Here is a 21,991-nt window from a genome sequence, read left to right as displayed (position 1 = left end):
AGAAATACAGACGTGTGCTATGCCGATCACGACACCCTCCGCCTCGCCGGCGCCGGCACCCTCGCCGGGGATGACGTCGCCGCCGTCGCCGTCGCCGCCGTCGGGGATGACGGTGATCAGGCCGGGGACGCGGCCGTCGCGCTGATCCTGAGGCCCGCGCCCGGCCGCCCTCACGCCGCGCCCGGCCGCCCTCACGCCGCGTTCGGCGCCGCGGCCAGGCCTTGCTTCACCTGCCGGGTGACGTCGTCGGCGAGGATCTCGGGCAGGCCGGCCTCGATGCCGGACAGGGCCTGGGCGGCGACCTGTGCGGGGTCGACCTTCTGTCCTGCGGGGATGCTCGCGGCCATGTCGGTGTCCATGTATCCGACGTGGAGCGCCGAGACCGCGATGCCGCGGGGCGCGAGCTCCTCCCGGGTCGCGCCCGTCAGCGCCCACGCCGCGGCCTTGGCCGCCGCATAGGCCCCGACATCGGCCGGGTGCAGCCAGGACAGGACCGACAGGACGTTGAGCACGGCGCCGCCGCCGTTGGACTCGATGACGGGCGCGAAGGCCCGCGTGACCGCGAGCGGGCCGAAGAAGTTCGTGTCCATCTCCCGGCGCACCGCTTCCTGGCCGCCCGCGACCAGTGCCGTTCCGGTGGCGATTCCCGCGTTGTTCACCAGCAGCGTGGCGTCCGACGCGATGCCGGCCGCGGCCCGGATCGACTCCTCGTCCGTCACGTCGAGCCGCAGCGGAACGACTCCCGGCAGATCGACGGCCTCGGGGCGGCGGGCCGTCGCGTACACCTTCGCACCGCGCTCCACGAGCTGGGCGGCCAGATGCCGCCCGAGTCCGCGGTTGGCACCGGTGACCACCGCGACCGCGTTCTTCAACTCCATGACGCACTCCCACTCAATAGATTACGACCACAATCTAAACATGGGTCTACGATAGATGCCAGCCGACATCCAAACGGGAGGTGACCCATGGGCCGCGTATCGCAGGCACAGGCGGAGGAGAACCGCCGGCGTGTGGTGGAGACCGCGTCGCGCCTGTTCCGGGAGCGGGGGACCCACGTCAGCGTCGCCGACCTGATGAAGGAGGCCGGCCTGACCCACGGCGGCTTCTACAAGCAGTTCGCCTCGAAGGAGGCACTCGTCGACGAGGCGACCGCCCACGCCTTCGGCGAGCTCGACCGGCGCCACGCGGACGAACTCGCGGCGCACGGCGGGCAGCACGACGCCTCCCAGCGGGCGCTGATCGACAACTACCTGTCCCCCGAACACCGCGACAGCCCGGCGGACGGCTGCCCCGTCGCCGCACTCGCCACCGACATGGCGCGCGAGGGCGGGGACAACGAGGCGCGCCGGATCTACACGGAGGGCGTGGCCGACTTCGCCGAACGGCTCGGCACCGCGGACCAGGACGGCATCACCCGGCTGTGCACCATGCTCGGCGCACTCGTCCTGGCCAGGGCCACCAACGGCTCTCCGCTCTCCGAGGAGATCCTCACGGCCGCGCGCGCGGCACTGACGGTGGCCGACTGATCAGCGGTCCGCGGCGCGGCCAGTCGGCCCTCCGCGGACATATCATCTGCGACCAAAGCAGACATAACGGACACACCGCCGATTCGGCATAACGGTACGGCAACCCCATCGCATCGATACGGGCACTATGAGTTTTGGCTTAATGCATGGCGGCCACCGTGTGCGGCCGCGCTTTGCGGGCACGGGCACGACGTGGACGCTACCCCTGGAACCGACACGGCAGCGGTCGGCCGCACGCGCGGCTCGGCCGAGGAAGCGAACGGCGGCGGCAGACGCGATGCCCGTCCGCGCCCCTGCGCGCCCGCGCGAGCCGCCCCCGACTCCGGATCGGGCTCCGGGTCCGCCACCGACTCCGGCTCCGGATCGGGCTCCGGGTCCACCCCCGACTCCGCCTCGGCCTCGGGGCCCGCCCCTGGCTCGGGCTCCGCGTCCGAGGCCGGCGATGGGTCCGACGCCAGCGCTTCCGGCGAGTCGCACGGTGGCTTGCCCGTCCAGCCGAAGCTCGCCGCCGCTGCGGGCGGCGGGCGGGGGTTCCCGTCCGCGATCCGGCGCAGTGGGCGGGTGCCGGGCGTCGACGGGATGCGGACGCTCGCCGTCGGGCTCGTGATGGTCTACCACCTGGAGCCGGGGCTGCTGCCCGGCGGCTCGATCGGCGTGGACATCTTCTTCACCATCAGCGGTTTCGTGATCACGCGCCTGCTCGTCGCCGAGTACGCGCGCACGGGCAACGTCGCCATGGCCCCCTTCTACTGGCGGCGCTGGCTGCGGCTCGTCCCCGCGCTGCTGACGGTGTGCGCGCTGTGCGCGGTGCTGGCCGGGGTGACGGAGCTCGCCGGGTTCGACGGGGCGTGGACGTCGCTCCTGCTGTCCGTGACGTTCCTGGTCAACCTCGTACGGGCGACCGAGCCAGGACCGTACTCGAACGGCACCGCGCTGCTCGCGCAGAACTGGTCGCTCGGCGTGGAGGAGCAGTTCTACCTGCTGTGGCCGCCGCTGGTGCGCGCGCTGCTGCGCAAGGTGCGTCCGCGCACCGTGCTGATCTGGACCGGCGTGCTCTGCCTGCTGCCGGTCGCCTGGCGGTGGCTGCTGTGGAACCCGACCGAGGCGCACCGCATCTACAACGGCACCGACACGCGCGCCGACCAGCTGCTCGCCGGGGCGCTCCTGGCGATCGCCGTGGCCAGGCTGCGTCACGACGACCCGAGGCTCGCGGCGCTGCGGCGGTGGGCCGGGCGGCTGGCCTGGCCGGCCATGATCCTGCTCGGGCTGATCGTGTGGCAGATCCCGGTGACGGGCGCGACGGCGTGGACGGAGAGCTGGTACACGGTCGGCTTCCTGGCCACGGCGCTGTTCTCGGCGACGATCATCGCCGCGCTCGAGCTGCGGCCGCGCTCGGCGCTCTCCTGGGTGCTGTCGCTCGCGCCGCTCGCCTGGATCGGGCGCAACCTCAGCTATGGGCTCTACCTGTGGCACTACCCGCTGGGACGGCTGATGGCCGACCTCGGCGTGACCCGCTTCCACCTGGTGGCGACACTGGCCGCGTCGTTCGCCGCGGCGACCGCTTCGTACTACCTCGTCGAACGGCCGCTGAACCGGCGCTGGCGGCACCGCGGTCCCGGTGCGTCGCGTGAGCGCGGCGCGGCGGAGGCAGCGGGCGCGGGCTCTGGCTCGGGCTCGGGCTCGGGTCGTGACCGCGAGCGGCAGCAGCCGGTCGGGGTGTCGTGATCCACCGCGGGGGGGGCGGGCGGCCCGTACACGGGGTGCGGCGAGGGGGTCCGCGAGCGGGCGCGGCGATGGGTGCGAGCGGTGCGATGGGTGCGGCGGAAACGCGCCGCACCCTCGGACCTCGGCCCAGGTCGTCGGACCTCAGACCAGGTCGTCAGCCCTCAGACCAGGTCGTCGCGGAACCGCTCCAGCAGCCGGCGCGTGCCGGTGGCGGACTCGGCCATGGCGACCATGCGGTCCATGGCCTCCATGTGCTCGGAGACCTCGTTCTCCTCGTCCAGGTAGAGCGCGCCGGTCAGGTACTCGATGTAGACCATGTCCGGGATCTCCGGGACGTCGAACCTGAACAGCACGAAGGGGCTGTACGTGCCCGGGTGGTGGCCTGCCTCCAGCGTCGCTATCTGGAGCGTCACGTTGGGCAGCTCCGTCATCTCCAGCAGCCGCTCGACCTGTTCGCGCATCAGCTCGGGGCCGCCGACCGGCCTGCGCAGCACCGTCTCGTCGATGACGGCCCAGAACGTCGGGGGCGACTCGGTGCGGGTGAGGAACGACTGGCGGCGCATGCGCAGGGCGACCTGGCGCTCGACGCGCTCGGGGTCGGGCTGGCCGACGGCCCCGTTGATGAGGATCCCGCGCGTGTACGCCTCGGTCTGCAGGACGCCGGGCACGAAGTGCGGCTCGTACTCACGGATGGTCTTGGCTGACTCCTCCAGGCTCACGTACCCGCCGAACCAGTCGGGCAGTACGTCGTGGAACCGCTGCCACCAGCCGGGCTTGTTGGCCTCCTCGGTGAGCTCCAGGTACGCGGCGATCTCGTCGGGCGTCACGCCGTAGGCGGGCAGCAGCACCTGGAGGTACGGGATCTTCAGCGCGACCTCGGCCGACTCCATCCGGCGGATGGTGGCGACGGTCACATGCAGGAACTTGGCCGCTTCCTCGCGGCTGACCTTGGCACCCTCGCGCAGGGCCCGCAGCTGTCTGCTCAGGACGAGTTGACCGATCGTCGGGGCAGAACGCGGCTCACTCATGCCCACCCCTCGTCCGCCGTCCGCGCTGAACCATTCCGGCAGTCTGACACAAGGGGATCGCCGGGGGACCTGCACGGTACACATTGTTCCGCCGCAGTTCGCGCGGCCGTCCCCACGCGACCACGGCGTGACCGGAGGTGATCGTTCCGCGCGGGGGCGCCGGTGCCCCCGCTCCGATTCCGCTTTGGTGCCGGGTGCGCGCCGGCAAGGTGAACCCGCGGCGTCGGCGGCGGTACCTTGCAGTGACCTGACGGTGGAGAGGGCCCTATAGGCTCGGTACGACAGACCCCCGGACCCCCAGGCGGCCACGAGAACCGGCAGGCCGCCGGCGTGCACAGGGGCCCGAAGCAGAGCGGAGTGATGCGGCGTGACGCGACCACGCGTGGGAGTGGCCGTCCTGACCATGGGGACGAGGCCCGTCGAGCTGCGCGCGCTGCTGGACTCCGTCGCCAAGCAGCAGGAGCCCGCACAGCAAATCGTCGTCGTCTGCAACGGCGCGCCGCTGCCCGAGCTGCCCGAAGGGGTCATGGGCGTCGAGCTCCCGGAGAACCTGGGCGTCACGGGCGGCCGAAACGCGGCGATCGAGGAGCTGCGGAAGGCGGGCGACGTGGACCTCCTCGTCGATCTCGACGACGACGGCCTGCTGATCGACACGGACGTGTTCACGCGGGTCGCGGACCTGCACGAGGCGGACCCGCGGCTGGGCATCGTCTCCTTCCGCATCGCCGACGAGACCGGGTACACCGCCCGCAGGCACGTGCCGCGGCTGCGGGCGGACGACCCGATGCGGGGCGGCGAGGTCACCACGTTCCTCGGCGGCGGCCACTCCCTCTCGATGGAGATGCTGGCGGGGATCGGCGGCTGGCCCCAGGAGTTCTTCTTCGCCCACGAGGAGACGGACATGGCCTGGCGCGCGCTCGACGCGGGCTGGAAGATCCGCTACGAGCCGGAGCTGGTGCTCCAGCACCCCCGCACCTCGCCCGCGCGGCACGCCGTCTACTACCGGATGACCGCGCGCAACCGCGTCTGGCTCGCGCGCCGCAACCTCCCGGCCCCTCTCGTCCCCGTCTACCTGGGCACGTGGGTCCTGCTGACGATCGCCCGCACGCGCTCGGTGTCGGGCCTGCGCGCGTGGTTCGGCGGCTTCGGCGAGGGCATGCGCAAGCCGTGCGGCACGCGGCGGCCGATGCGGTGGCGCACGGTACGCAGAATGACGGCGCTCGGCCGGCCCCCGGTGATCTGACCGGCGGGCACGTCCGGTGACGGTGCCGGGCCGGACGACCTGACGGGGACGCGCGAAGGGGCGAGCGAGCACATGCGGGGAGCCGGAACCGGACGCGGAACCGGACGCGGACGCGGATCCGGAACGGAATCAGGCGGCGGGCGGGAGCGCGGGACGATGTCCCGGCGGCGCTTGCTCGCGCTGTCCACGGGCGCGGCGCTCGCGGTCGCCGGCGTGGCGAGCTGCGACGACGCACACGGCGACGGTCGTGGCGGCGGCGGTGACGGCGCTGACGACCCCACACCCGCAGCCGGCGGCCCGTCGCGGGCCGCGCCACCCGCCTCGGGCGTCCTGGCCGCCAACGTCAACGAGTCACTGGACAAGATCGACCACGCCGAGCTGGCGGCCCTCTCCGCGACGTGGATACGCGGCTTCTACCTGATGTCCAAGGCCGACGGGTCGAACCCGGCGACCCAGACCGGGATGGCGAAGCTGCTCCAAGCAGCCTCGGGCGGCTACGGCACCGTGCTCTCCACGAAGTTCCAGTACCACGGCACTCGGATCCCCGCGCCCGGCACCACCTCCATGGACACCGCCCTGGCGCGGCTCGACAAGGTACTCGCCGCGGTGCTCGGCAAGATCGACATCCTCACCATCGGCAACGAGCCGTTCTACGAGACGAGCCCGGCGGACCGGGCCACGTCCCGCATCAACGACTTCTACGAGGCGCTCGCGCGGCACGCCGTGAAGTACCGCAAGACCCACTTCGGCGCGCACTGCAAGACCGCCCTGTACATGGGCGCGCTCAACCGCCTTGAGGACCCCGCGTTCCGCAACGCGCAGACGAAGCGCTGGATGACCTTCGCGGCCGGCGACGCCGGCATCGCCGGCGTGGACATCCACCCGCACGTGGCGAGCATCGGCGCGGCGCGCAAGTACACCGACTTCGTACTGCCGTACCTACGCGCCGACCAGAAGTTCCTCGCCACCGAGTTCTCCCTGATCAAGCTCTGGAAGCAGCACATGCACGACCCGGTGGCCCCGTCCTTCGCCCGCGCCCACGGCACCCCGGCGCACACGCGCGTGTGGCAGGTCATCCACGAGGCGGCCAACAGCCCCTTCACGGAGGGGAAGTGGAACGACTTCCTGCTCTCCAACACGTGGTTCGCCCACCACAAGACGTTCCTCACCAACGAGATGGCGCGCCTGCGCGACACCGGCAAACTCGCCGTGGCCGCCTACGGCATCACGCAGGGCGCACCGATCCGCGACTTCGACGCGAACAGCTCGCCGTGGGTGCTCAACAGTGTGTTCTGCCCGTACGTCTGCCGCCAGGCAACGGACGGCCTGCCGGGCCGTGACCGCACCTGGGCGACGGCCTTCAAGGCCGCGCAGTAGAGCCGGGCGGCCGCCCGCCGGTGACCTCGATACGCGATGCGCGAGCCGCCCCAAAGTCACATCCTCGCCCTCGTGGAGGACGCCCCCTCACGACATGTGCGGGCCGCCCGCCGAGCGTGGCGGCGGCTCGTCCTCGGCGGACGGAGGCGTCGGGGGGTCATGCGGCACCCTTTTGTCGGGATGGCTCCAGATGGCGGTGACGCCGTGCTCTTCGCAGTACGCGCCGTACTCGTCCTCGATGGGGTAGTCATGGCCGCCCTTGAAACACTGCGTCATGACGCAACGTGCGAGGCGCAGTCGCGGTGCGCGCGCGGGAAGATTCGTACGCCGTCGCCGTCGTGGCGTACGCCGAGGTCGACGGCGCTGCCGGTCGACACGGCCAAACCGCAGTACGCGCACACCGCGCCCCGGCGCTGGTCGTCGGACAGATCGTGCGGAAGAAGCGGCAGGGGTAGTGAGGTGGCGTCGTCGCCTCGGCTTCGAACCATGGTCGGCTCCAGGTACGGAAGGGCTGGTGACGACATGGTGGGTGGGCCGCAAGGGCCCGACTATCACGCGGTATTGATAGCCAGGGCCAAGACATGGCGGCGCGTCAGACGCCCAGCCAATTTCCATAGGAGAGGAAGGAGCCAGGCAGTTGGCGCTTGGCAGCCTCCAGACCGGCGTACGTCTCCCGAACCGTCATGTGATACCGGGCCTGCTGGGGCGCGGCCTTCCTCGCCAGGAGCAGGTTCTTGAACGCGCTGTCCAGCTCCCCGGTCCACATCTGTGCTCGGGCCAGTTCGGCATAGTGGTGGCTTCGCCGTGAGGCCGGCCAGTCGGCACCGAACCTGATCCGGCCGCCGACGACCGCCGCGTCCCCGTACTCGTCCAGCTCGGCGGACACGGACACCCGGTGTACGGCGACGTTTGTCGGCCCGAAGGACAGCCAGTGCACCTTGACGGCCTCGCCGGTTCGGTCGGCAAGCGTGTCTGCCTCTGCGAGGTGGCCATCCGCGCGGACCTTGTCCTGCGCTCTCGCGGCCATGACCGCGGCTCCCAGGTGCAGCTGTCCAGCGACGACGTCGCGCTCTCGGCTCGGGTCGCTCTGCTGCAGCGTCGACAGGCCGAGGTTCACCAGGCGATCACCGGTGCGGAACTGGCCCTCTCGTAGGTAGGTGAGGGCGCGCATGTACCGGTACATGCCGCCGATCACGGCGCTCGATCCGCGCTGCGCCGCCCAGTCCATGCGAGTCAGCGCCATACCTGCCAGGTCACCGAACCCGAGCTTCGTGGCAACGTCGTATGCGGTGCGGTACGTGGATGCGAGCAGCAGCCACCCCGCAGTGGTGGGTGACGCGTGTGCCGCGGTCGTTGCCTCCTGGATGAGGCCGGCCACCTGTCCGGCTGCCTTCTTGATCTCGCCCGCACGGACGTCGGCGAGCAGCTGCTCGGCGTCGTCGGCAAGCAGCCGCCGGGGGCGGGGGGCGATGTCGGGGTCCGGACCGAGGTCGTACACGTCCAAGGCCTCGCGGATCGGCCGGACGAGGACGTCGAGTTCGTCTGCGCGCAGTTCGCTGAGGTAGGGCTGTCCGGTGATGGTGGCGACATCCACGCGCATGGCCCGTGCGAGGCTGGCGATGACGTGTGGAGTGGCCGCGATGACGCCTTGCTCGGTCTTGGTCAGGGTGCTGTACGGCACCGTGGACAGGTCGGACAGGGCCCGTTGGGTGAGGTGACGTTCCAGGCGCAGGCGCTTGATGCGTGTGCCGGTGTGGTCATGCGGCAAAGCGTGCATGCTGGCTCCTGTTCTGACTCGGCACAAGAACGGTACCCGCCGCGTGCACGCCGGAGGTTCGGGAGTTCGCCGCGCGGCTTGCAGAATCCCTCTGTACCTGCCCGCGCCAGGGCCTGGGCCCGAATCTGCCTAGCCAGGTCGATCGATCCCGTACCGTCCCGGCCTCGGCCACAGCTGCCTCACCCAGAAGGTACGGCGTACGGGCGCAGAATCATGAGCGAGTCCTCCAGCGTCGCCACCATGGCGAAGGAGAACCGGTCGAGTTCCAGGCAGAGCGCGGCGTCATCCGGATGGGCTCCTTGGCGCACACCTTCCGCCAGTTCCGTGGCGGCGCGCGATCCGCCGGCGCGACGGAGGAACCCGGCCGCGTTCGCTCCTGTCTCAGCAGCCCTGCGAGCGATGTACTGAGCGCATGCCAGATCCTCTTCGGCCTGGCCATCCTCGCCGGTGACCACGAACGTGACGCTGTCGCACTTGTGCGTTCGCAGCAGCCGAGCGGTAGCCTCCGCCACCACGAAGCCGGCGCACAGCAGCAGTGGTGCCTCCTTGACCGCGAGGGCGCCAACCGTCCCGGCGGTGGTCTTCTGCACCACGGTCCGTCCATCAAGGTCAACAGACCTCAGCAGGCCTGGCGAGTTGACCATGTCGAACCCGGGCGCGGGCGGACCGTCTTTGAGCGCCAGCCAATCCGGGTGGCGGACCTTGAGCCCCAGGGCTTCGTCCAGCGACTCAGCCAGAACGATCTTCTCCGCGCCCTGAGCAAAGACCCAGGCGGCCACCGTGAAGGCACGCATGACGTCGATCACGACCGCCACAGGAGGGGCTTCGGCCAGCTCGGCGATGCCAAGGAAACGAGTGTCCACCGCACCATGCTCCCGCATACCCATCCCGGAGGCATCCCACATGAGGTGCATGCAGGCCGGCCCGCAGGGCCCTCACCCGGTGGGCCGGGAGATCACCGCGTTGACCGCGGCGACACGTTGGGGCAGGTCAGCGGCAGGAATGTCGATGAGCTCGTAACCGAACGCGCGGTAGCTCTGTTCGTGGATCTCTTCGAAGACCAGCGACTCCTCGAAACTGATACGGCGGGCCGCGGTGGGCTCGCAGTGGCCCAGATTGCGGACGAAGAGCACCTGCCGCTCGTAGATCCCCATGGAGGTGACCCGTTCGAGCTCGGCCGACAGGACCGGCGATACGGGCCATCCCAGGTAGGTGGCGAGTGCGTGGGTGCAGACCGGTGACCGGTCGAAGACCTGGACGGAGCCGGTGGCGACCGTCTCCAACTGCCGTTGCCGCTGGAGCGCGGCGATCTCGTCGATGAAGGACGCCCGTGCCCACGGCTCGTCCTCGCCCCGCGCCTGCGACCGCGCGATGACCGCTGTCGCCGCCTCCTCGACGACCCCGTGGCCGAGCTCGGCCAGGCTCCGCAGGATCGACGTCTTGCCTGCACCAGGCGTGCCCGTGAGAACGTAACGCCGCATGATCCGTAAGCCTTTCGTTGGAAATCGTGGTCATTTCATCTGGCGAGGCGAAGTGGGGCGTCTCCGGCCTCCGCCGACGCGAACGCGTTGGACACGCGTGCCGTTCGAACCTAGAACGGAAACCATGTCCGCATTCCGTCTGCTACTGCTCTCCACGCTCGGGGCCTTCGCCAACTACGCGCCGCTGCTCCCCGTCGTCCCCGTCTGGGCCGCGCACGGCGGTGCCTCGTCAGCGGGGCTTGGGGCCACGACCGGTGTGACGATGGCGGCGACCGTCGGGGCGCAGTTCGCGATGCGGCGGCTGATTCCGCGGTTCGGGCTGCGGCGCCTGGCCGCTGTCGGGTCGCTGCTCATGGGCCTGCCGACGTTCGGGTACATCATCTCGGACGCGCTCGCGCCCGTGCTGGCCGTGTCCGCGGTGCGGGGCATGGGGTTCGGGATGGTCACGGTGGCCGGTAGCGCGCTCACCGCCGTCTTGGTGCCCGCCGAACGGCGTGGGCGGGCTGTGGGACTGTACGGGGCGGCGATCGGCGTCCCGCAGCTCGTCGGGCTGCCGCTGGGGCTGTGGGCGGCAGAACACCTCGGCTTCGCGGCCGTGTTCGTCGTCGCCGCGCTGCTCAGCGTGGCCGCGGCGCCGCTGGCCTGGGCGATCCGGGAGCCGGACGCCACCACGACCACGACCACGACCGCGACCGCCTCCGCCGACTCCACCGCGGCGGAGCCGGCCCCGCCGCGCGTTTCGGGCGCGGGGCGCGCGCTCGTCCGGCCCACCGCACTGATGGTGGCCGCGGCCATCGCGCTCGGCGTGCTCAGCGCGTTCCTCGCGCTCGCCCCCGGGATCTCCTCCGCCACCGTTTCGGGCGCGCTGTTCCTGCTCCCGGCCGGGATCACGGTCGGCCGGTGGGCGGCCGGGCACTGGTCCGACCGGCATGGCGCCGGCGGGTTGCAGCTGCCCTCCGCCGCCGCGTCCGCGCTCGGACTCGGCGCCCTGGCCGCCTGTGCCGCGGGCGGCTCTGCGGCGGGCGTCCTCGCCGGGGCCGCCCTCTACGGTCTGGGCTTCGGGGCGCTGCAGAACGACACGCTCAGCGTGATGTTTTTGCACACCGACGCCCACCGGGCGGGGACGGTGTGGAACGTCGCCTACGACGGCGGCACCGGGATCGGCTCGTTCGGCGGGGGAATGGTGAGCCACGCGATGGGCGTACCGGGCACGTTCGCCACCGCCGCCGCCGTACTCGCGGCCACGACGGCAGCGACGGCAGCGACGCTACGACGACGCAGGCGCGCTGCGGCCGCGGCGCCCGCGCGTGAGGCCGCGGCGGTCTCGGCGGTCTCGGCGAAGGACCGCTGCGACGTCTAGGCGACGGGGCACGGCGATGGCGCCCTCGGGCTCCGCGCCGCGCGTCGCGGGGTCAGACGCGTACGTTGAAGCCGAGGTCGATGTCGCAGGCCGCTTGGCCTCCTGCGATGCCCCAGTTCTCGGTCGGTGTATCACGGACGGTGATCGTCACGTGGTCTCGCGGGATACCGAATTCCGCCAGCCGATCGACGATTTCCCGGTACAGGTTCCGCTTGGCCTGCAAGGACCGGCCCTCGAAGCAGTCAATGGACACGAGGGTGGAGAACTCGGGCTTCGCCCTGCTGGGCGAGCAGGCGAACCGGTGCGGCTCATGCACGACGAGACGGACGCTCCTGTCCTGGGGCGGGATGAGGAAGGCAGCCACGAGCGCGCCGTGAACCGCATCGATGATGCCCGCCTCTTCGGCCTGTGAGTACTGGCGACGCACCTCGATGAGGGTCGTTGGCATGGCAGGATCCTTCCACCGGACCGATCGGACCATGGTCATGTGCCCGAGCCCATGACACCACCACTCTGTCCGCCGCGTGGCAAACCCATTAACGCTGTTGCACGCTCGGTAAGGGCGCCTTCCGAGCTGCCTCTCGGGCGATGAGTTTGTCCGATCCTGGGAGTCTCACCCTCGTCGTCCACATCGCCGGATCACCGGAGGAACCCGTGAAACAGCTACTGAGGGTGCAGAACTTCAACGTCTCGAGTGACGGGATCGGCGCCGGCGAGGATCAGACGCTGGAGCGGCCGTTCGGTCATGTCGACCCCGGGAAGCTGTTCGCCTGGGCGGGCGCCACGGCGAGCTGGCCCATGCGTGCCGAGCCCGGCGGGAGCCGGGGGCTGGACGACTACCTCACGCGGGACTACGGACGCAACATCGGCGCCGAGATCATGGGCCGCAACAAGTTCGGGCCCCAGCGCGGGCCCTGGCAGGACCACGAGTGGCAGGGCTGGTGGGGTGACGAGCCCCCGTTCCACTCGCCCGTGTTCGTCATGACGCACCACAAGCGTCCGTCCTTCACGCTCTCCGACACCACGTTCCACTTCGTCGACGACGACCCGGCCACGGTCCTGGAGCGGGCGCGGGAAGCCGCGCAGGGCAAGGACGTACGGCTCGGTGGCGGAGCCACCACCATCCGGGAGTTCCTCGACGCCGACCTCGTGGACAGCCTGCACGTGGCGGTGTCGCCGAAGGAGTTCGGGACCGGGATGCGGCTCTGGAAGTCGCCCGACGAGCTGCTCGACCGGTTCCATCTGGATGTCGTACCGAGCCCGAGCGGAGTGACGCACTACCTGTTCTGGCATCGGTGACCGGCGCGGGCGCGGGCGGTGGCTCGTCTGCGGGGTTGGCCGGAAGCTCAGTGTCTGACTAAGGTCAGAGAATGGACGAGACGCAGATCCAGCAGGTGCGGCGGTTCAACCGCGTCGTCACCCAGCGTGTGGGCGTGCTGCACGAGCACTACCTGGGCCGCGACCGGCCCGTCGGTGAGGCCCGGCTGTTGTGGGAGGTCGGGGAGCGTGGGCAGGACGTGCGGCAGTTGCGTGAGCGGCTCGGGCTCGACTCCGGGTACGTCAGCCGGCTGCTGCGCTCCCTGGAGGACGACGGCCTCGTCGTCGTGGAGCCGTCGGCGCGTGACCGGCGCGTGCGGACCGTGCGCCTCACCGAGGCGGGCCGCGCCGAGCACGCGCTGCTCGACGCCCGCAGCGACGAGCTCGCCGGGTCGCTGCTCGAGCCGCTCAACGCGGGGCAGCGCGCCCGGCTCGTCGCCGCCATGGCCGAGGCCGAGCGGCTGCTGACGGCCGCGACCGTCACGCTCGACGCCGTCGACCCGGCCCACCCGGACGCCGAGCACTGCCTGCGCCGCTATTTCGAGGAGCTCGCGGAACGCTTCGATACGGGCTTCGACCCGGCGCGCAGCCTGCTGCCCGACGCGGGCGAACTCCGGCTCCCCCGCGGCCTGTTCCTCGTGGCCAGGCTGCACGGCGAGCCGGTCGGCTGCGCCGGTCTCAAGCTCCCACCGGACGCGCCCGCCGAGATCAAGCGCATGTGGGTGGCGCCAAGTGCACGCGGGCTCGGCCTCGGCCGCCGCTTCCTCGCCGAGTTGGAGGCGCGGGCCGCCGAGCAGGGGCGGGAGGTGTTGCGACTCGATACCAACAAGACGCTGTCCGCGGCGATCGGGCTCTACCACTCCGCCGGATTCCAGGAGGTGCCCGCTTTCAACGACGAGCCGTACGCCCATCATTGGTTCGAGAAGCGGGTCGCGCGTCGGGTCGAGGGCTGACGGCCGAGGACTGAGGCATTGCGGCCCGGGCGGCGCACCGGTCTTCGCGCCCTCCCGTGCACGCAACGCGGTTGGGCTGAAGGGGACTTGTGGGGCCACACCGCCGTGGGCTAGGTTCGGCGGGTTAGGTTCACCTAACTTCGTCGTAACGGCCTAGGGGGGAGGCGCTGTCGTGGTGTTGCGCTGCAGTACGCGCGTCGGGGCGGGGGCCGTCGCCGTCGCGCTCGGGGTGGCGCTGACCGCCTGCGGTGGGAGCAGCGGCAGCGGCGGGAACGGCAGCGGGGCCGGCGCCGCCGCCTCCGGGAGCGGCGCGCACACGCTGAAGACCGCGATGGGCAGCGTCACCGTGAGCGCCCATCCGCACCGCGTCGTCGTGCTCGACACGGACGCCCTGGACTCCGCCGTCACCCTCGGCGTCACGCCCGTCGGCGCCACCACCGTCGCCGCCGGGGCGCCGCTGTCCACGTACCTGCCGAAGTCGGGGCTCGCGGGCGTACGGCCCGTCGGTGTCATCGGCTCCCCCGACCTGGAGACCATCGCGTCCCTCAAGCCCGACCTGATCCTCGGCAGCAAGGTGCGCGACGGCAAGAGCTACAAGGAGCTCTCGAAGATCGCCCCGACCGTCTTCACCAACACCACGGGCCCCAACTGGCGCGCCAACTTCACGCTGCACGCCCGCGCGCTGGGCGAGACCGCGCGCGCCGCGCGGGTCGAGAAGGCCTACACGGCGCACGTGCGGCAGGTCGTCCACGCGCTGGGCGGGCCCGCCAAGGCCGAGGCGACCACCGTCGGGTTCGTGCGGTTCGTGGAGGGCGCGGACATCCGCCTGTACCTCAACGACACGTTCGTCGGCTCGATCTTCCACGACCTCGGCCTCGGCAGGCCCGCCGACCAGGACAAGGACGGCTTCTCGCTGGACGTGAGCCCCGAGCGGATCGACAAGGCCGACGCGGGCCTCCTCTTCTACTCGACGTACGGCGACCCCAAGAAGGCCGGGGAGACCGCCGTCGTCGCGGGGCCGCTGTGGCGCGGGCTCACGGCGGTACGCGACGGGCGGGCCTTCCGGGTGGACGACAACCTCTGGATGCTCGGCATCGGTTACACCGGCGCCGGGCGGATCCTCTCCCGGATCGAGTCCGACTGGTCCAAGGCGGCCGCCACCGGGAGCGGGTGACGCCGGGAGCGGGTGACGCCGGGCCAGCCGTACCGCGCCCGGGCCAGGCGTACCCCGCCCCGGCGCCGGCCCGTTCACGCGCGGCGCAGGGCGCGTCCCCAGATCTCGGTGGCCGGTCCCGTTCCGACCGACGGCACGTGCGCGTCGTCCGCGCCCGCCATGCCGAGACGCACCCACCCCCACGAGCTCAGCGCGCCGAGCGCGCCCGCGTTGGCCGGGTCGACGCGCGTGACAGCGAGCGCCGCGTCCGTGCGCGTGAGCAGCGCGTCAAGCAGCCGGCCCGCCACGCCCGTACGCCTGAACGGGGGCCTCACGGTCAACTCGGCGAGCGCGAACACCTGGCCGGAGACGGTCAGTTCCTCCACGTCCCAGGGCTCGTCCGCGCCGAGCCCGCGCCACCAGCCGCCCGACCTGTCGATCAGGTACCCGTACGCGTGGCCCACCGTCCTGCCGGCCGCGCCGGCCACCACCATGTCGAAACCGTCCCTGGTGAAGGCCCGGTTGAACGCCTTCAGGAACGCCTGCCGGTCCTCGTACTCCGCGCCGTGCGCCCGCCGGTACGTCTCGATGAACTCGTCAGCGAGCTCTTCCTGCTGCTGCTCGGCCTGCCACCTGCTCAGATGGCGCAAGAAGACTTCTGCCACGTGAGGTTGTCCTCCCACCTGGGCCCGTGCGGACCGTGAACGTCTGCGTCCATCGTCGCAGGACGGACGGGGGCCGGGAAACCGCGGCGGAGATCTTTCACGGCCTGAGGCGGGTTCTTCGTATTGACATACGGTGACGTTCGGCAGGCCGCCCGTCACCCGCCGTGCACAGGACGGCTATTGTGTGCGGGACAGCTTCGGGTGTCGCAGGACACCTTCGGGTGCCGCAGGACAACCGAGGGACTGAGGGACACTTGACCGACCGGGTGCCACGCCGGCACGCGGTCGGGTGCCACGCAGATACCCGGTCGGGTGCCACGCAGGCACCCGCGACAGCGCAACAACAGGCGCCGCCTACAGGCCCGTACACCCCGTACGGGCGGGCGGCCTCGTACCGCGAAGGGCTCGTCCATGTCTCTGCCGTCCGTCCGCCCCCGCCTCCGCCGCGCGCTGCGCGGCGGGCAACGGCCGGCGGCCGCGCTGCTGGTCGGGGGCCTGCTGCTCGCCGGCTGCGGCACGGCCGGCCCGGCGGCCGTCCACCACGACGCGACGGGCGACAAGTCGGCGGGCCGTACCGAGTCCGACACGGACGCCGGGCACGGCGCGCAGGGCGGCGGCAGCGGGAAGCAGGGCGGCGGCGCGGGCGGCGGCGGCGGGAAGCAGTCGTCCGACGACGGCAAGGGGAACGCGAACCGCTCGGAGACGCGCTCCGCGCTGACCGCCCGTATCCCCGACCAGTCCGCGCCCACGCTCCCCGGCGTCGGCCCCCTGATGACCGGCGACATCTCCCCGTCGACCCGCCAGGCCGTCCTGGTGACGGGCGCGGACAGCGACACCAACACCGCGACCTTCCGCCTCTACGAGCGCGACAGCGCGGGCTCGCCCTGGCGGCCCGTCACCGACGTCTGGAGCGCGCACAACGCCCTGCACGGCTGGACGCGGCACCACATGATGGACGATCGGCGCTCGCCCGTGGGCGTCTTCTCGCTCACGGACGCGGGCGGCAAGCTCGCCGACCCCGGCACGAGGATGCCGTACGACCACAGCTTCCACTTCACGGCGTACGGGTACGGGTTCGACGGCGAGCCGCTCTCGGGCGCGTTCGACTACGTCGTGGCCATCGACTACAACCGCGACCCGGGCACGAGCCCGCTCGACAAGGACAAGCCGATGGGCGACGCGCGCGGCGGCGGCATTTGGATCCACGTCGACCACGGCGGGCCCACGCAGGGCTGCGTGTCCATCTCCAAGGACCACATCAGGAAGCTGCTGCGCCTGCTCGACCCGGAGAGCCACCCGGTCGTGGTGATGGGTGACGCGGCGTCACTCGCACGCTGACGCCTCCGGCTGCGATGGTGGGGGCATGCGCGGACACGAGGCACGTGAGGGCGGAACGTCCGAGCCAGTGAGCCCCGAACCGGTCAGCCCTGAGCCAGTCGGCCCCGAGCCAGTGAGCCCCGAACCGCTTGGCGGCGAGCTGCGGCGGCCGCTGCTGACGCAGCAGTGGCGTGACCTGACGATGCTGCACTGGGCCGTCGAGCCCGAGGCCGTGGCGCCGCTGCTGCCGGCGGGCACGGTGCCCGACGTGTTCGACGGTGCGGCCTACGTGGGGCTGATCGCGTTCCGGATGTATCGGGTGGGGTTCTTCCGGCTGCCCGGCGTGCCGTACCTCGGCACGTTCCCCGAGACGAACGTGCGGCTGTACTCCGTGGACGGGCGCGGCCGGCGCGCCGTCGTCTTCCGGTCGCTCGACGCGTCGCGCCTCGTCCCGGTGCTGGTGGCGCGCGCGTCGCTGCGGCTGCCTTACATGTGGGCGCGGATGCGGATCAGGCAGGACGAGGCCGGCACGTTCACGTACACCAGCGGCCGCAGGTGGCCGGGTCCCGTGGGCGCCGCCGCCCGGATCGGCGTCCGGGTCGGTGAGGCCATCGCGGAGCCGACCCCGCTCGAACACTTCCTGACCGCGCGCTGGGCCCTGCACACGACCGTGCTCGGCCGCCTCACCCACCTGCCGAACACGCACGCTCGCTGGCCGCTGCACCGCGCGGAACTCCTCGACTGCCGTGAGACGGTGATCACGGCCGCAGGCCTCCCGGCCCCCGTCGGCCCCCCGGCGAGCGTGCTCTACTCCCCGGGAGTCGCGGTCCGCTTCGGCCGCCCGGACGTGCGGGGTGGTCACGGATGTCCGTGATCACCCCGTCCGCGCCGCGCGTGAGGCCCCCCGACGGCCGCTACCGTCCGCGGGACGGGGCCGCCGCCGAGCCCGGGGCGGGCTGTCCGGCTCGTGCCGAACTCAGCCGCCGGACCGGCTCATAGCCCGCCGGGCTTCGGGCCCCACGGGCTCCCCCAGGCCGCTGCCCACCGAGCCCGAGCCCGAGCCCCCGGCGGGTGGCAACAGCGACCCGAGCGAATGCCGCAGACGACCTGAGGCCGCAAGCCCAGCGGCCGACGCGGGACAGAGGCCGCGCGCCCCGCGCCCGGGCGCGAGCCGGGGACATGTGTCCCCGCGGCCGGGCGCGAGCGCGGCACGCTGCTCAGGCGTGAGGCCTCACGCCCCAGGCCTCACGCCGCGACGGGCTCACGCCGTCGGCGGCTCTTCGAGCCTCGGGAAGAGCGCCGCCCCCTTGGTGACCTTCGCCCCCACGGGCAGCCTGCCCCAGTCGGCGACCTCGGCCACCCGCTGGTCGGCCAGCGCGCCGAGGCCTTCCGCCGCGCCGAGCGAGTCCCACAGCTTCGCGCTGGTCTCCGGCATCACCGGGTTCAGCAGCACCGCGATCGCGCGCAGCGACTCCGCCGCCGTGTACAGGATCGTCGCGAGCCGCGCCCGTCCCTGCTCGGAGGTGTCCTTGGCGACCTTCCACGGCTCCTGTTCCGTCAGGTAGCCGTTGACCTGCTTCACGAAGTCGAAGACCGCCGCGATGCCGCCGGAGAAGTCCAGCTCGTCGCCGATGCGCCGGTCCGCCTCCGCCGCCGCCTTCGCCAGGCCCTCGTGCACCGCCTTCTCGGCGTCGCCCGCGGCCGTCGCCTCGGGCAGCTCGCCGCCGAAGTACTTGCCGACCATCGCGGCGACCCTGGATGCCAGGTTGCCGTAGTCGTTGGCCAGCTCGGAGGTGTAGCGGGCGCTGAGGTCCTCCCAGGAGAACGAGCCGTCCTGCCCGAAGGCGATCGCGCGCAGGAAGTACCAGCGGTACGCGTCGACGCCGAAGTGCGTGGTGAGGTCCTGCGGCTTGATGCCGGTCAGGTTGGACTTCGACATCTTCTCGCCGCCGACGAGCAGCCAGCCGTTGGCCGCGACCTTCCCCGGCAGCGGCAGGCCGTTCGCCATCAGCATGGCGGGCCAGATGATGGCGTGGAAGCGGAGGATGTCCTTGCCGACGAGGTGCACGTCGGCCGGGAACGTCGACGCGAATTTCGCCTCGTCGGAGCCGTAGCCGACGGCCGTCGCGTAGTTGAGCAGCGCGTCGATCCACACGTAGATCACGTGCTTGGAGTCCCACGGGACGGGGACGCCCCAGTCGAACGTCGACCGGGAGATCGACAGGTCCTGCAACCCCTGCTTGACGAAGTTGACGACCTCGTTGCGCGCGGACTCGGGCTGGATGAAGCCGGGGTTCGCCTCGTAGTGCGCGAGCAGCTTCGGGCCGTACTCGCTGAGCTTGAAGAAGTAGTTCTCCTCCTTGAGGAGCTCCACCGGCTTCTTGTGGACGGCGCACAGCTGCGTGCCGTCCTCGCCCGCGATGAGGTCGCCGGGGAGCTTGTACTCCTCGCAGCTCACGCAGTACGGGCCCTCGTAGCCGCCCTTGTAGATCTCGCCCTTGTCGTACAGGTCCTGGACGAACTCCTGGACGCGGTCCGTGTGGCGCTTCTCCGTGGTGCGGATGAAGTCGTCGTTCGCGACGTCGAGGTGTTCCCACAGGGGGCGCCAGGACTCCTCGACGAGCTTGTCGCACCACTCCTGCGGGGTGACACCGTGCGCCTCGGCCGTGCGCAGGATCTTCTGACCGTGCTCGTCCGTGCCGGTGAGGAACCACACCTTCTCGCCGCGCTGCCGGTGCCAGCGCGTGAGCACGTCGCCTGCGACGGTCGTGTAGGCGTGGCCCAGATGGGGAGCGTCGTTGACGTAATAGATGGGGGTGGAGACGTAGTACGTCTTCCCGCCTCGCGCTTCTGGTTCTGTGGCCGCCATGGACGAAATGGTATCCGGCGCGTTCCGGTGGGTCCGAATCGTTTCCCGGCGGGTGGACGGCGCGGACGGACGCTTGCGTCTAAGGTTCGGTGCCGCGGGAGCAACCGCGCGGGGCCGATCGTTCGACTTCGTGCGCCGGGTTTCCGGCAGGTCGGTTGTCCGGCAGGTCGGTCGTGGCAGGGAGGTGGCGGTCCGGTGGCGGTGGCGAGTGGGTCGGACGATGCCGGCGGCGCGGAGCCGCCCTCGTGGGGCGCGGGCGAGGTGCTGCCCCCGGCCGCCCGCGAGCGCGTGGAGCGCGCGCACAGCGGCGGCACCTGGACGTCCGCCCTGTCGACGGGCGCGTTCGCGGCGGTGCGCTCGGTCGGGTTCGAGCCCGTGGGGCAGGTCATGGGGTCCGCCGTCTACCACGTAGATCGCGCGGGGCAGTACTGGGGCTACTACGACTGCCAGTACTTCGGCGCCGGCATCTCGCTCTCCCAGGCGCCCGCGCCCGTCGTCCTCTCCGGCGTCGGCGGCGCGAGCGAGCGGCTCGTCGCCGTCTTCGACGAGGCGCGCCGTACGGCCCTGACCCGGTTGCGCGCGGAGTGCTCGGCGCTCGGCGGCGACGGGGTGGTGGCGGCTGAGCTGACGATCGCGCCGTTCGCCACCCAGCAGAACTGCCTGGAGTTCAAGGTCATCGGCACCGCCGTACGGGCGCGGGGCGGGGTGCGCTCGCCGCGCCCGTTCACGTGCCACCTCGACGGCCAGGGCTTCGCGAAGCTCGTCGACAGCGGGTGGGTGCCGGTGGAGCTGCTCGTCGGCATGTCCATCGGCGTCACGCACGACACGTTCCTCACCAGCATGCAGGCCAACGGCTGGGACAACTCCGAGGTCGACGGGTGGACGGAACTCGTGGGTGGCGCCCGCGCCGACTCCCGTCACCAGCTCGAACTGCAGGCGCGCTCGCGCGGCGGCGACGGCGTGATCCTCGCCAACGGCTCGCTGCGGGTGTGGGAGCGCGCGTGCCAGCGCAGCGTGCTGAACGGCTCGGAGGCGCGGGATCGCATCGCGGAGTCCACGATGATCGGCACGACCGTCGCCGGCTTCCGCCGCCGCCCCGCCGAGCCGCGCACGCTGGCCGTCCTGCCGCTCGGCCGCCGCTCGGAGCGGCTGCGCGCACGGCTCGCGGCCGTGGCCTCGTCGCCGTACGGGGACCCGCTGGAACGCGCGCGCCTCGCGGACGAGCTGCGCGAACTGGGGGACCAGGGATGACCAGGGGGCCAGGGACGACCACAGGGCCAGGGATGACCAGGGACAACAGGACGTTTCACACGACAGGGGTGACGACGACGTGAGCGGTACGCGACCGGAGTTCTCGCAGGAGGGCGTGCCCGAGGACGCCATGCGCAGGCTCTCGGAGCTCCAGCCGGGCAAGGCGGGGTCGATCTTCACCAGCGACCTGTCCGTCAACGAGTTCCTGCTCGTCAGGGAGGCCGGGTTCCGGCCCATCGGGCTGGTGCTCGGCAGTTCGATCTACCACGTCGGCATCCAGATCGGCCGATGGAGCAAGAACCAGGAGCTGGAGACGCTCAGCCAGGCCATGTACCACGCACGCGAGCTGGCCATGACGCGCATGGAGGCCGAGGCCGCGCAGCTCGGGGCCGACGGCATCGTCGGCGTGCGGCTCAGCGTCGAGGCGCGGGACTTCGGCAACGACATCGCCGAGTTCATCGCCATCGGCACCGCCGTCAAGGCGGACGAGCCCGCGCCGGGCGGCACGTCCTGGCGCAACAACAAGGGCCAGCCCTTCACGTCCGACCTGTCAGGGCAGGACTTCTGGACCCTGATCAGGGCGGGGTACGCGCCGCTCGGCATGGTGATGGGCACGTGCGTCTACCACGTCGCGCACCAGCGGATGGGCGCCGCGCTGTCGAACATCGGCAAGAACGTCGAGATCGAGAAGTTCACCCAGGCCCTGTACGACGCGCGCGAGCTGGCCATGGCCCGGATGCAGGCCGAGGCGGAGGAGCTGCACGCGGAGGGCGTCGTCGGCGTCCAGCTCAACGCGCACAACCACCGGTGGGGCGGGCACACCACGGAGTTCTTCTCCATCGGCACGGCGGTACGGCCGCTGCGCGAGGACCACGAGATCGCCAGGCCGACGATGGTGCTGAGCCTCGACGGCTGAGGGGCGCGCGGGCGCGAGGGGTCACCATGGTGC

22 protein-coding genes are annotated in these 21,991 nt (G+C 71.6%); 12 read left to right on the top strand and 10 right to left on the bottom strand.

Annotation, left to right across the window (positions count from 1 at the left end; all coding sequences use genetic code 11):
* Positions 1-191: 191 nt before the first annotated feature.
* The gene (locus tag JFN87_RS14215; RefSeq protein WP_209340394.1) at positions 192-878 is read right to left on the bottom strand and encodes an SDR family oxidoreductase; all 687 of its coding nucleotides are present in this window, start codon (positions 876-878) and stop codon (positions 192-194) included.
* 87 nt (positions 879-965) lie between these two features.
* Here JFN87_RS14215 and JFN87_RS14210 point away from each other — a divergent pair, with 87 nt between their 5' ends.
* Entirely contained in the window at positions 966-1,526 is a 561-nt protein-coding gene (locus JFN87_RS14210) for a TetR/AcrR family transcriptional regulator (protein WP_209340393.1), read from the top strand.
* Between the two features lie 483 nt (positions 1,527-2,009).
* Positions 2,010-3,251, top strand: coding sequence for an acyltransferase family protein (locus JFN87_RS14205; protein WP_245179575.1), 1,242 nt, complete (start codon positions 2,010-2,012; stop codon positions 3,249-3,251).
* A gap of 161 nt (positions 3,252-3,412) precedes the next feature.
* Here JFN87_RS14205 and JFN87_RS14200 read toward each other — a convergent pair whose 3' ends face one another.
* On the bottom strand, positions 3,413-4,279 hold the full coding sequence (locus JFN87_RS14200) for a Sco1979 family transcriptional regulator (protein WP_209340392.1): 867 nt from the start codon (positions 4,277-4,279) through the stop codon (positions 3,413-3,415).
* Between the two features lie 367 nt (positions 4,280-4,646).
* On the opposite strand from JFN87_RS14200, the gene JFN87_RS14195 reads away from it, so the two are divergent.
* Positions 4,647-5,522: a glycosyltransferase family 2 protein gene (locus JFN87_RS14195; RefSeq protein WP_209340391.1), complete on the top strand. Its 876-nt coding sequence runs from the start codon at positions 4,647-4,649 to the stop codon at positions 5,520-5,522.
* A 156-nt stretch (positions 5,523-5,678) separates the two neighbouring features.
* Positions 5,679-6,899, top strand: coding sequence for a hypothetical protein (locus JFN87_RS14190; RefSeq protein ID WP_209340390.1), 1,221 nt, complete (start codon positions 5,679-5,681; stop codon positions 6,897-6,899).
* Between the two features lie 87 nt (positions 6,900-6,986).
* Here the strand turns inward: JFN87_RS14190 and JFN87_RS14185 are convergent, their stop codons facing one another.
* The 5 genes from JFN87_RS14185 to JFN87_RS14165 form a co-directional block, all read right to left on the bottom strand.
* Positions 6,987-7,175: a hypothetical protein gene (locus tag JFN87_RS14185; protein WP_209340389.1), complete on the bottom strand. Its 189-nt coding sequence runs from the start codon at positions 7,173-7,175 to the stop codon at positions 6,987-6,989.
* Complete coding sequence (locus tag JFN87_RS14180; RefSeq protein WP_209340388.1) at positions 7,172-7,387, bottom strand: hypothetical protein; 216 nt, start codon at positions 7,385-7,387, stop codon at positions 7,172-7,174. Before JFN87_RS14180 ends, JFN87_RS14185 begins: the two co-directional genes overlap by 4 nt.
* A gap of 104 nt (positions 7,388-7,491) precedes the next feature.
* Positions 7,492-8,676, bottom strand: coding sequence for a helix-turn-helix domain-containing protein (locus tag JFN87_RS14175; protein WP_209340387.1), 1,185 nt, complete (start codon positions 8,674-8,676; stop codon positions 7,492-7,494).
* A 179-nt stretch (positions 8,677-8,855) separates the two neighbouring features.
* Positions 8,856-9,539 carry a 2-phosphosulfolactate phosphatase gene (locus JFN87_RS14170; protein ID WP_209340386.1) on the bottom strand — a complete coding sequence of 228 codons (684 nt, stop codon included), beginning with the start codon at positions 9,537-9,539 and terminating at the stop codon, positions 8,856-8,858.
* Between the two features lie 72 nt (positions 9,540-9,611).
* Positions 9,612-10,157 (bottom strand): ATP/GTP-binding protein, encoded by a 546-nt coding sequence (locus JFN87_RS14165; RefSeq protein ID WP_209340385.1) that lies wholly within the window; start codon positions 10,155-10,157, stop codon positions 9,612-9,614.
* A 124-nt stretch (positions 10,158-10,281) separates the two neighbouring features.
* Between JFN87_RS14165 and JFN87_RS14160 the strand changes: the two genes are divergently transcribed.
* Positions 10,282-11,517 (top strand): MFS transporter, encoded by a 1,236-nt coding sequence (locus JFN87_RS14160; RefSeq protein ID WP_209340384.1) that lies wholly within the window; start codon positions 10,282-10,284, stop codon positions 11,515-11,517.
* A 52-nt stretch (positions 11,518-11,569) separates the two neighbouring features.
* Here JFN87_RS14160 and JFN87_RS14155 read toward each other — a convergent pair whose 3' ends face one another.
* Positions 11,570-11,965 (bottom strand): tautomerase family protein, encoded by a 396-nt coding sequence (locus JFN87_RS14155; RefSeq protein ID WP_209340383.1) that lies wholly within the window; start codon positions 11,963-11,965, stop codon positions 11,570-11,572.
* Between the two features lie 206 nt (positions 11,966-12,171).
* Here JFN87_RS14155 and JFN87_RS14150 point away from each other — a divergent pair, with 206 nt between their 5' ends.
* The 3 genes from JFN87_RS14150 (at position 12,172) to JFN87_RS14140 (ending at position 14,961) form a co-directional block, all read left to right on the top strand.
* Positions 12,172-12,816, top strand: a complete 645-nt coding sequence (locus JFN87_RS14150; protein WP_209340382.1) for a dihydrofolate reductase family protein — start codon at positions 12,172-12,174, stop codon at positions 12,814-12,816.
* 71 nt (positions 12,817-12,887) lie between these two features.
* Positions 12,888-13,787, top strand: a complete 900-nt coding sequence (locus JFN87_RS14145) for a bifunctional helix-turn-helix transcriptional regulator/GNAT family N-acetyltransferase (protein WP_209340381.1) — start codon at positions 12,888-12,890, stop codon at positions 13,785-13,787.
* A 172-nt stretch (positions 13,788-13,959) separates the two neighbouring features.
* Positions 13,960-14,961 carry an ABC transporter substrate-binding protein gene (locus JFN87_RS14140; RefSeq protein WP_307865445.1) on the top strand — a complete coding sequence of 334 codons (1,002 nt, stop codon included), beginning with the start codon at positions 13,960-13,962 and terminating at the stop codon, positions 14,959-14,961.
* Positions 14,962-15,035: 74 nt separating this feature from the next.
* On the opposite strand, the gene JFN87_RS14135 is transcribed toward JFN87_RS14140, so the two are convergent.
* Positions 15,036-15,605, bottom strand: coding sequence for a GNAT family N-acetyltransferase (locus tag JFN87_RS14135; RefSeq protein ID WP_209340380.1), 570 nt, complete (start codon positions 15,603-15,605; stop codon positions 15,036-15,038).
* Positions 15,606-16,016: 411 nt separating this feature from the next.
* On the opposite strand from JFN87_RS14135, the gene JFN87_RS14130 reads away from it, so the two are divergent.
* Entirely contained in the window at positions 16,017-16,943 is a 927-nt protein-coding gene (locus tag JFN87_RS14130; protein WP_209340379.1) for a L,D-transpeptidase family protein, read from the top strand.
* 25 nt (positions 16,944-16,968) lie between these two features.
* On the top strand, positions 16,969-17,796 hold the full coding sequence (locus JFN87_RS14125) for a YqjF family protein (RefSeq protein WP_209340378.1): 828 nt from the start codon (positions 16,969-16,971) through the stop codon (positions 17,794-17,796).
* Positions 17,797-18,183: 387 nt separating this feature from the next.
* Here the strand turns inward: JFN87_RS14125 and metG are convergent, their stop codons facing one another.
* Positions 18,184-19,791 (bottom strand): methionine--tRNA ligase, encoded by a 1,608-nt coding sequence (gene metG / locus JFN87_RS14120; RefSeq protein WP_209340377.1) that lies wholly within the window; start codon positions 19,789-19,791, stop codon positions 18,184-18,186.
* 195 nt (positions 19,792-19,986) lie between these two features.
* Here metG and JFN87_RS14115 point away from each other — a divergent pair, with 195 nt between their 5' ends.
* Together JFN87_RS14115 and JFN87_RS14110 are read left to right on the top strand one after the other, a co-directional pair.
* Positions 19,987-21,042 (top strand): heavy metal-binding domain-containing protein, encoded by a 1,056-nt coding sequence (locus JFN87_RS14115; protein ID WP_209340376.1) that lies wholly within the window; start codon positions 19,987-19,989, stop codon positions 21,040-21,042.
* Positions 21,043-21,121: 79 nt separating this feature from the next.
* A complete protein-coding gene (locus tag JFN87_RS14110) occupies positions 21,122-21,958 on the top strand; it encodes a heavy metal-binding domain-containing protein (protein ID WP_030899042.1) in 837 nt (278 codons plus the stop codon).
* The last annotated feature ends 33 nt before the right edge of the window (positions 21,959-21,991 follow it).

The organism is Streptomyces montanisoli (genome assembly GCF_017813245.1).
Taxonomy (GTDB): domain Bacteria; phylum Actinomycetota; class Actinomycetes; order Streptomycetales; family Streptomycetaceae; genus Streptomyces; species Streptomyces montanisoli.
The sequence above is the reverse complement of the archived record's forward strand: the minus strand, read 5'-3'. Positions and strand labels throughout refer to the sequence as shown.

Bases quoted from the DNA above. Each gene is read 5' to 3' on its own strand.
- JFN87_RS14215 (WP_209340394.1), bottom strand. From the start codon at position 878: ATGGAGTTGAAGAACGCGGTCGCGGTGGTCACCGGTGCCAACCGCGGA.
- JFN87_RS14210 (WP_209340393.1), top strand. From the start codon at position 966: ATGGGCCGCGTATCGCAGGCACAGGCGGAGGAGAACCGCCGGCGTGTG.
- JFN87_RS14200 (WP_209340392.1), bottom strand. From the start codon at position 4,279: ATGAGTGAGCCGCGTTCTGCCCCGACGATCGGTCAACTCGTCCTGAGC.
- JFN87_RS14190 (WP_209340390.1), top strand. From the start codon at position 5,679: ATGTCCCGGCGGCGCTTGCTCGCGCTGTCCACGGGCGCGGCGCTCGCG.
- JFN87_RS14185 (WP_209340389.1), bottom strand. From the start codon at position 7,175: ATGACGCAGTGTTTCAAGGGCGGCCATGACTACCCCATCGAGGACGAG.
- JFN87_RS14180 (WP_209340388.1), bottom strand. From the start codon at position 7,387: ATGGTTCGAAGCCGAGGCGACGACGCCACCTCACTACCCCTGCCGCTT.
- JFN87_RS14175 (WP_209340387.1), bottom strand. From the start codon at position 8,676: ATGCACGCTTTGCCGCATGACCACACCGGCACACGCATCAAGCGCCTG.
- JFN87_RS14165 (WP_209340385.1), bottom strand. From the start codon at position 10,157: ATGCGGCGTTACGTTCTCACGGGCACGCCTGGTGCAGGCAAGACGTCG.
- JFN87_RS14160 (WP_209340384.1), top strand. From the start codon at position 10,282: ATGTCCGCATTCCGTCTGCTACTGCTCTCCACGCTCGGGGCCTTCGCC.
- JFN87_RS14155 (WP_209340383.1), bottom strand. From the start codon at position 11,965: ATGCCAACGACCCTCATCGAGGTGCGTCGCCAGTACTCACAGGCCGAA.
- JFN87_RS14145 (WP_209340381.1), top strand. From the start codon at position 12,888: ATGGACGAGACGCAGATCCAGCAGGTGCGGCGGTTCAACCGCGTCGTC.
- JFN87_RS14130 (WP_209340379.1), top strand. From the start codon at position 16,017: ATGTCTCTGCCGTCCGTCCGCCCCCGCCTCCGCCGCGCGCTGCGCGGC.
- JFN87_RS14125 (WP_209340378.1), top strand. From the start codon at position 16,969: ATGCGCGGACACGAGGCACGTGAGGGCGGAACGTCCGAGCCAGTGAGC.
- metG (WP_209340377.1), bottom strand. From the start codon at position 19,791: ATGGCGGCCACAGAACCAGAAGCGCGAGGCGGGAAGACGTACTACGTC.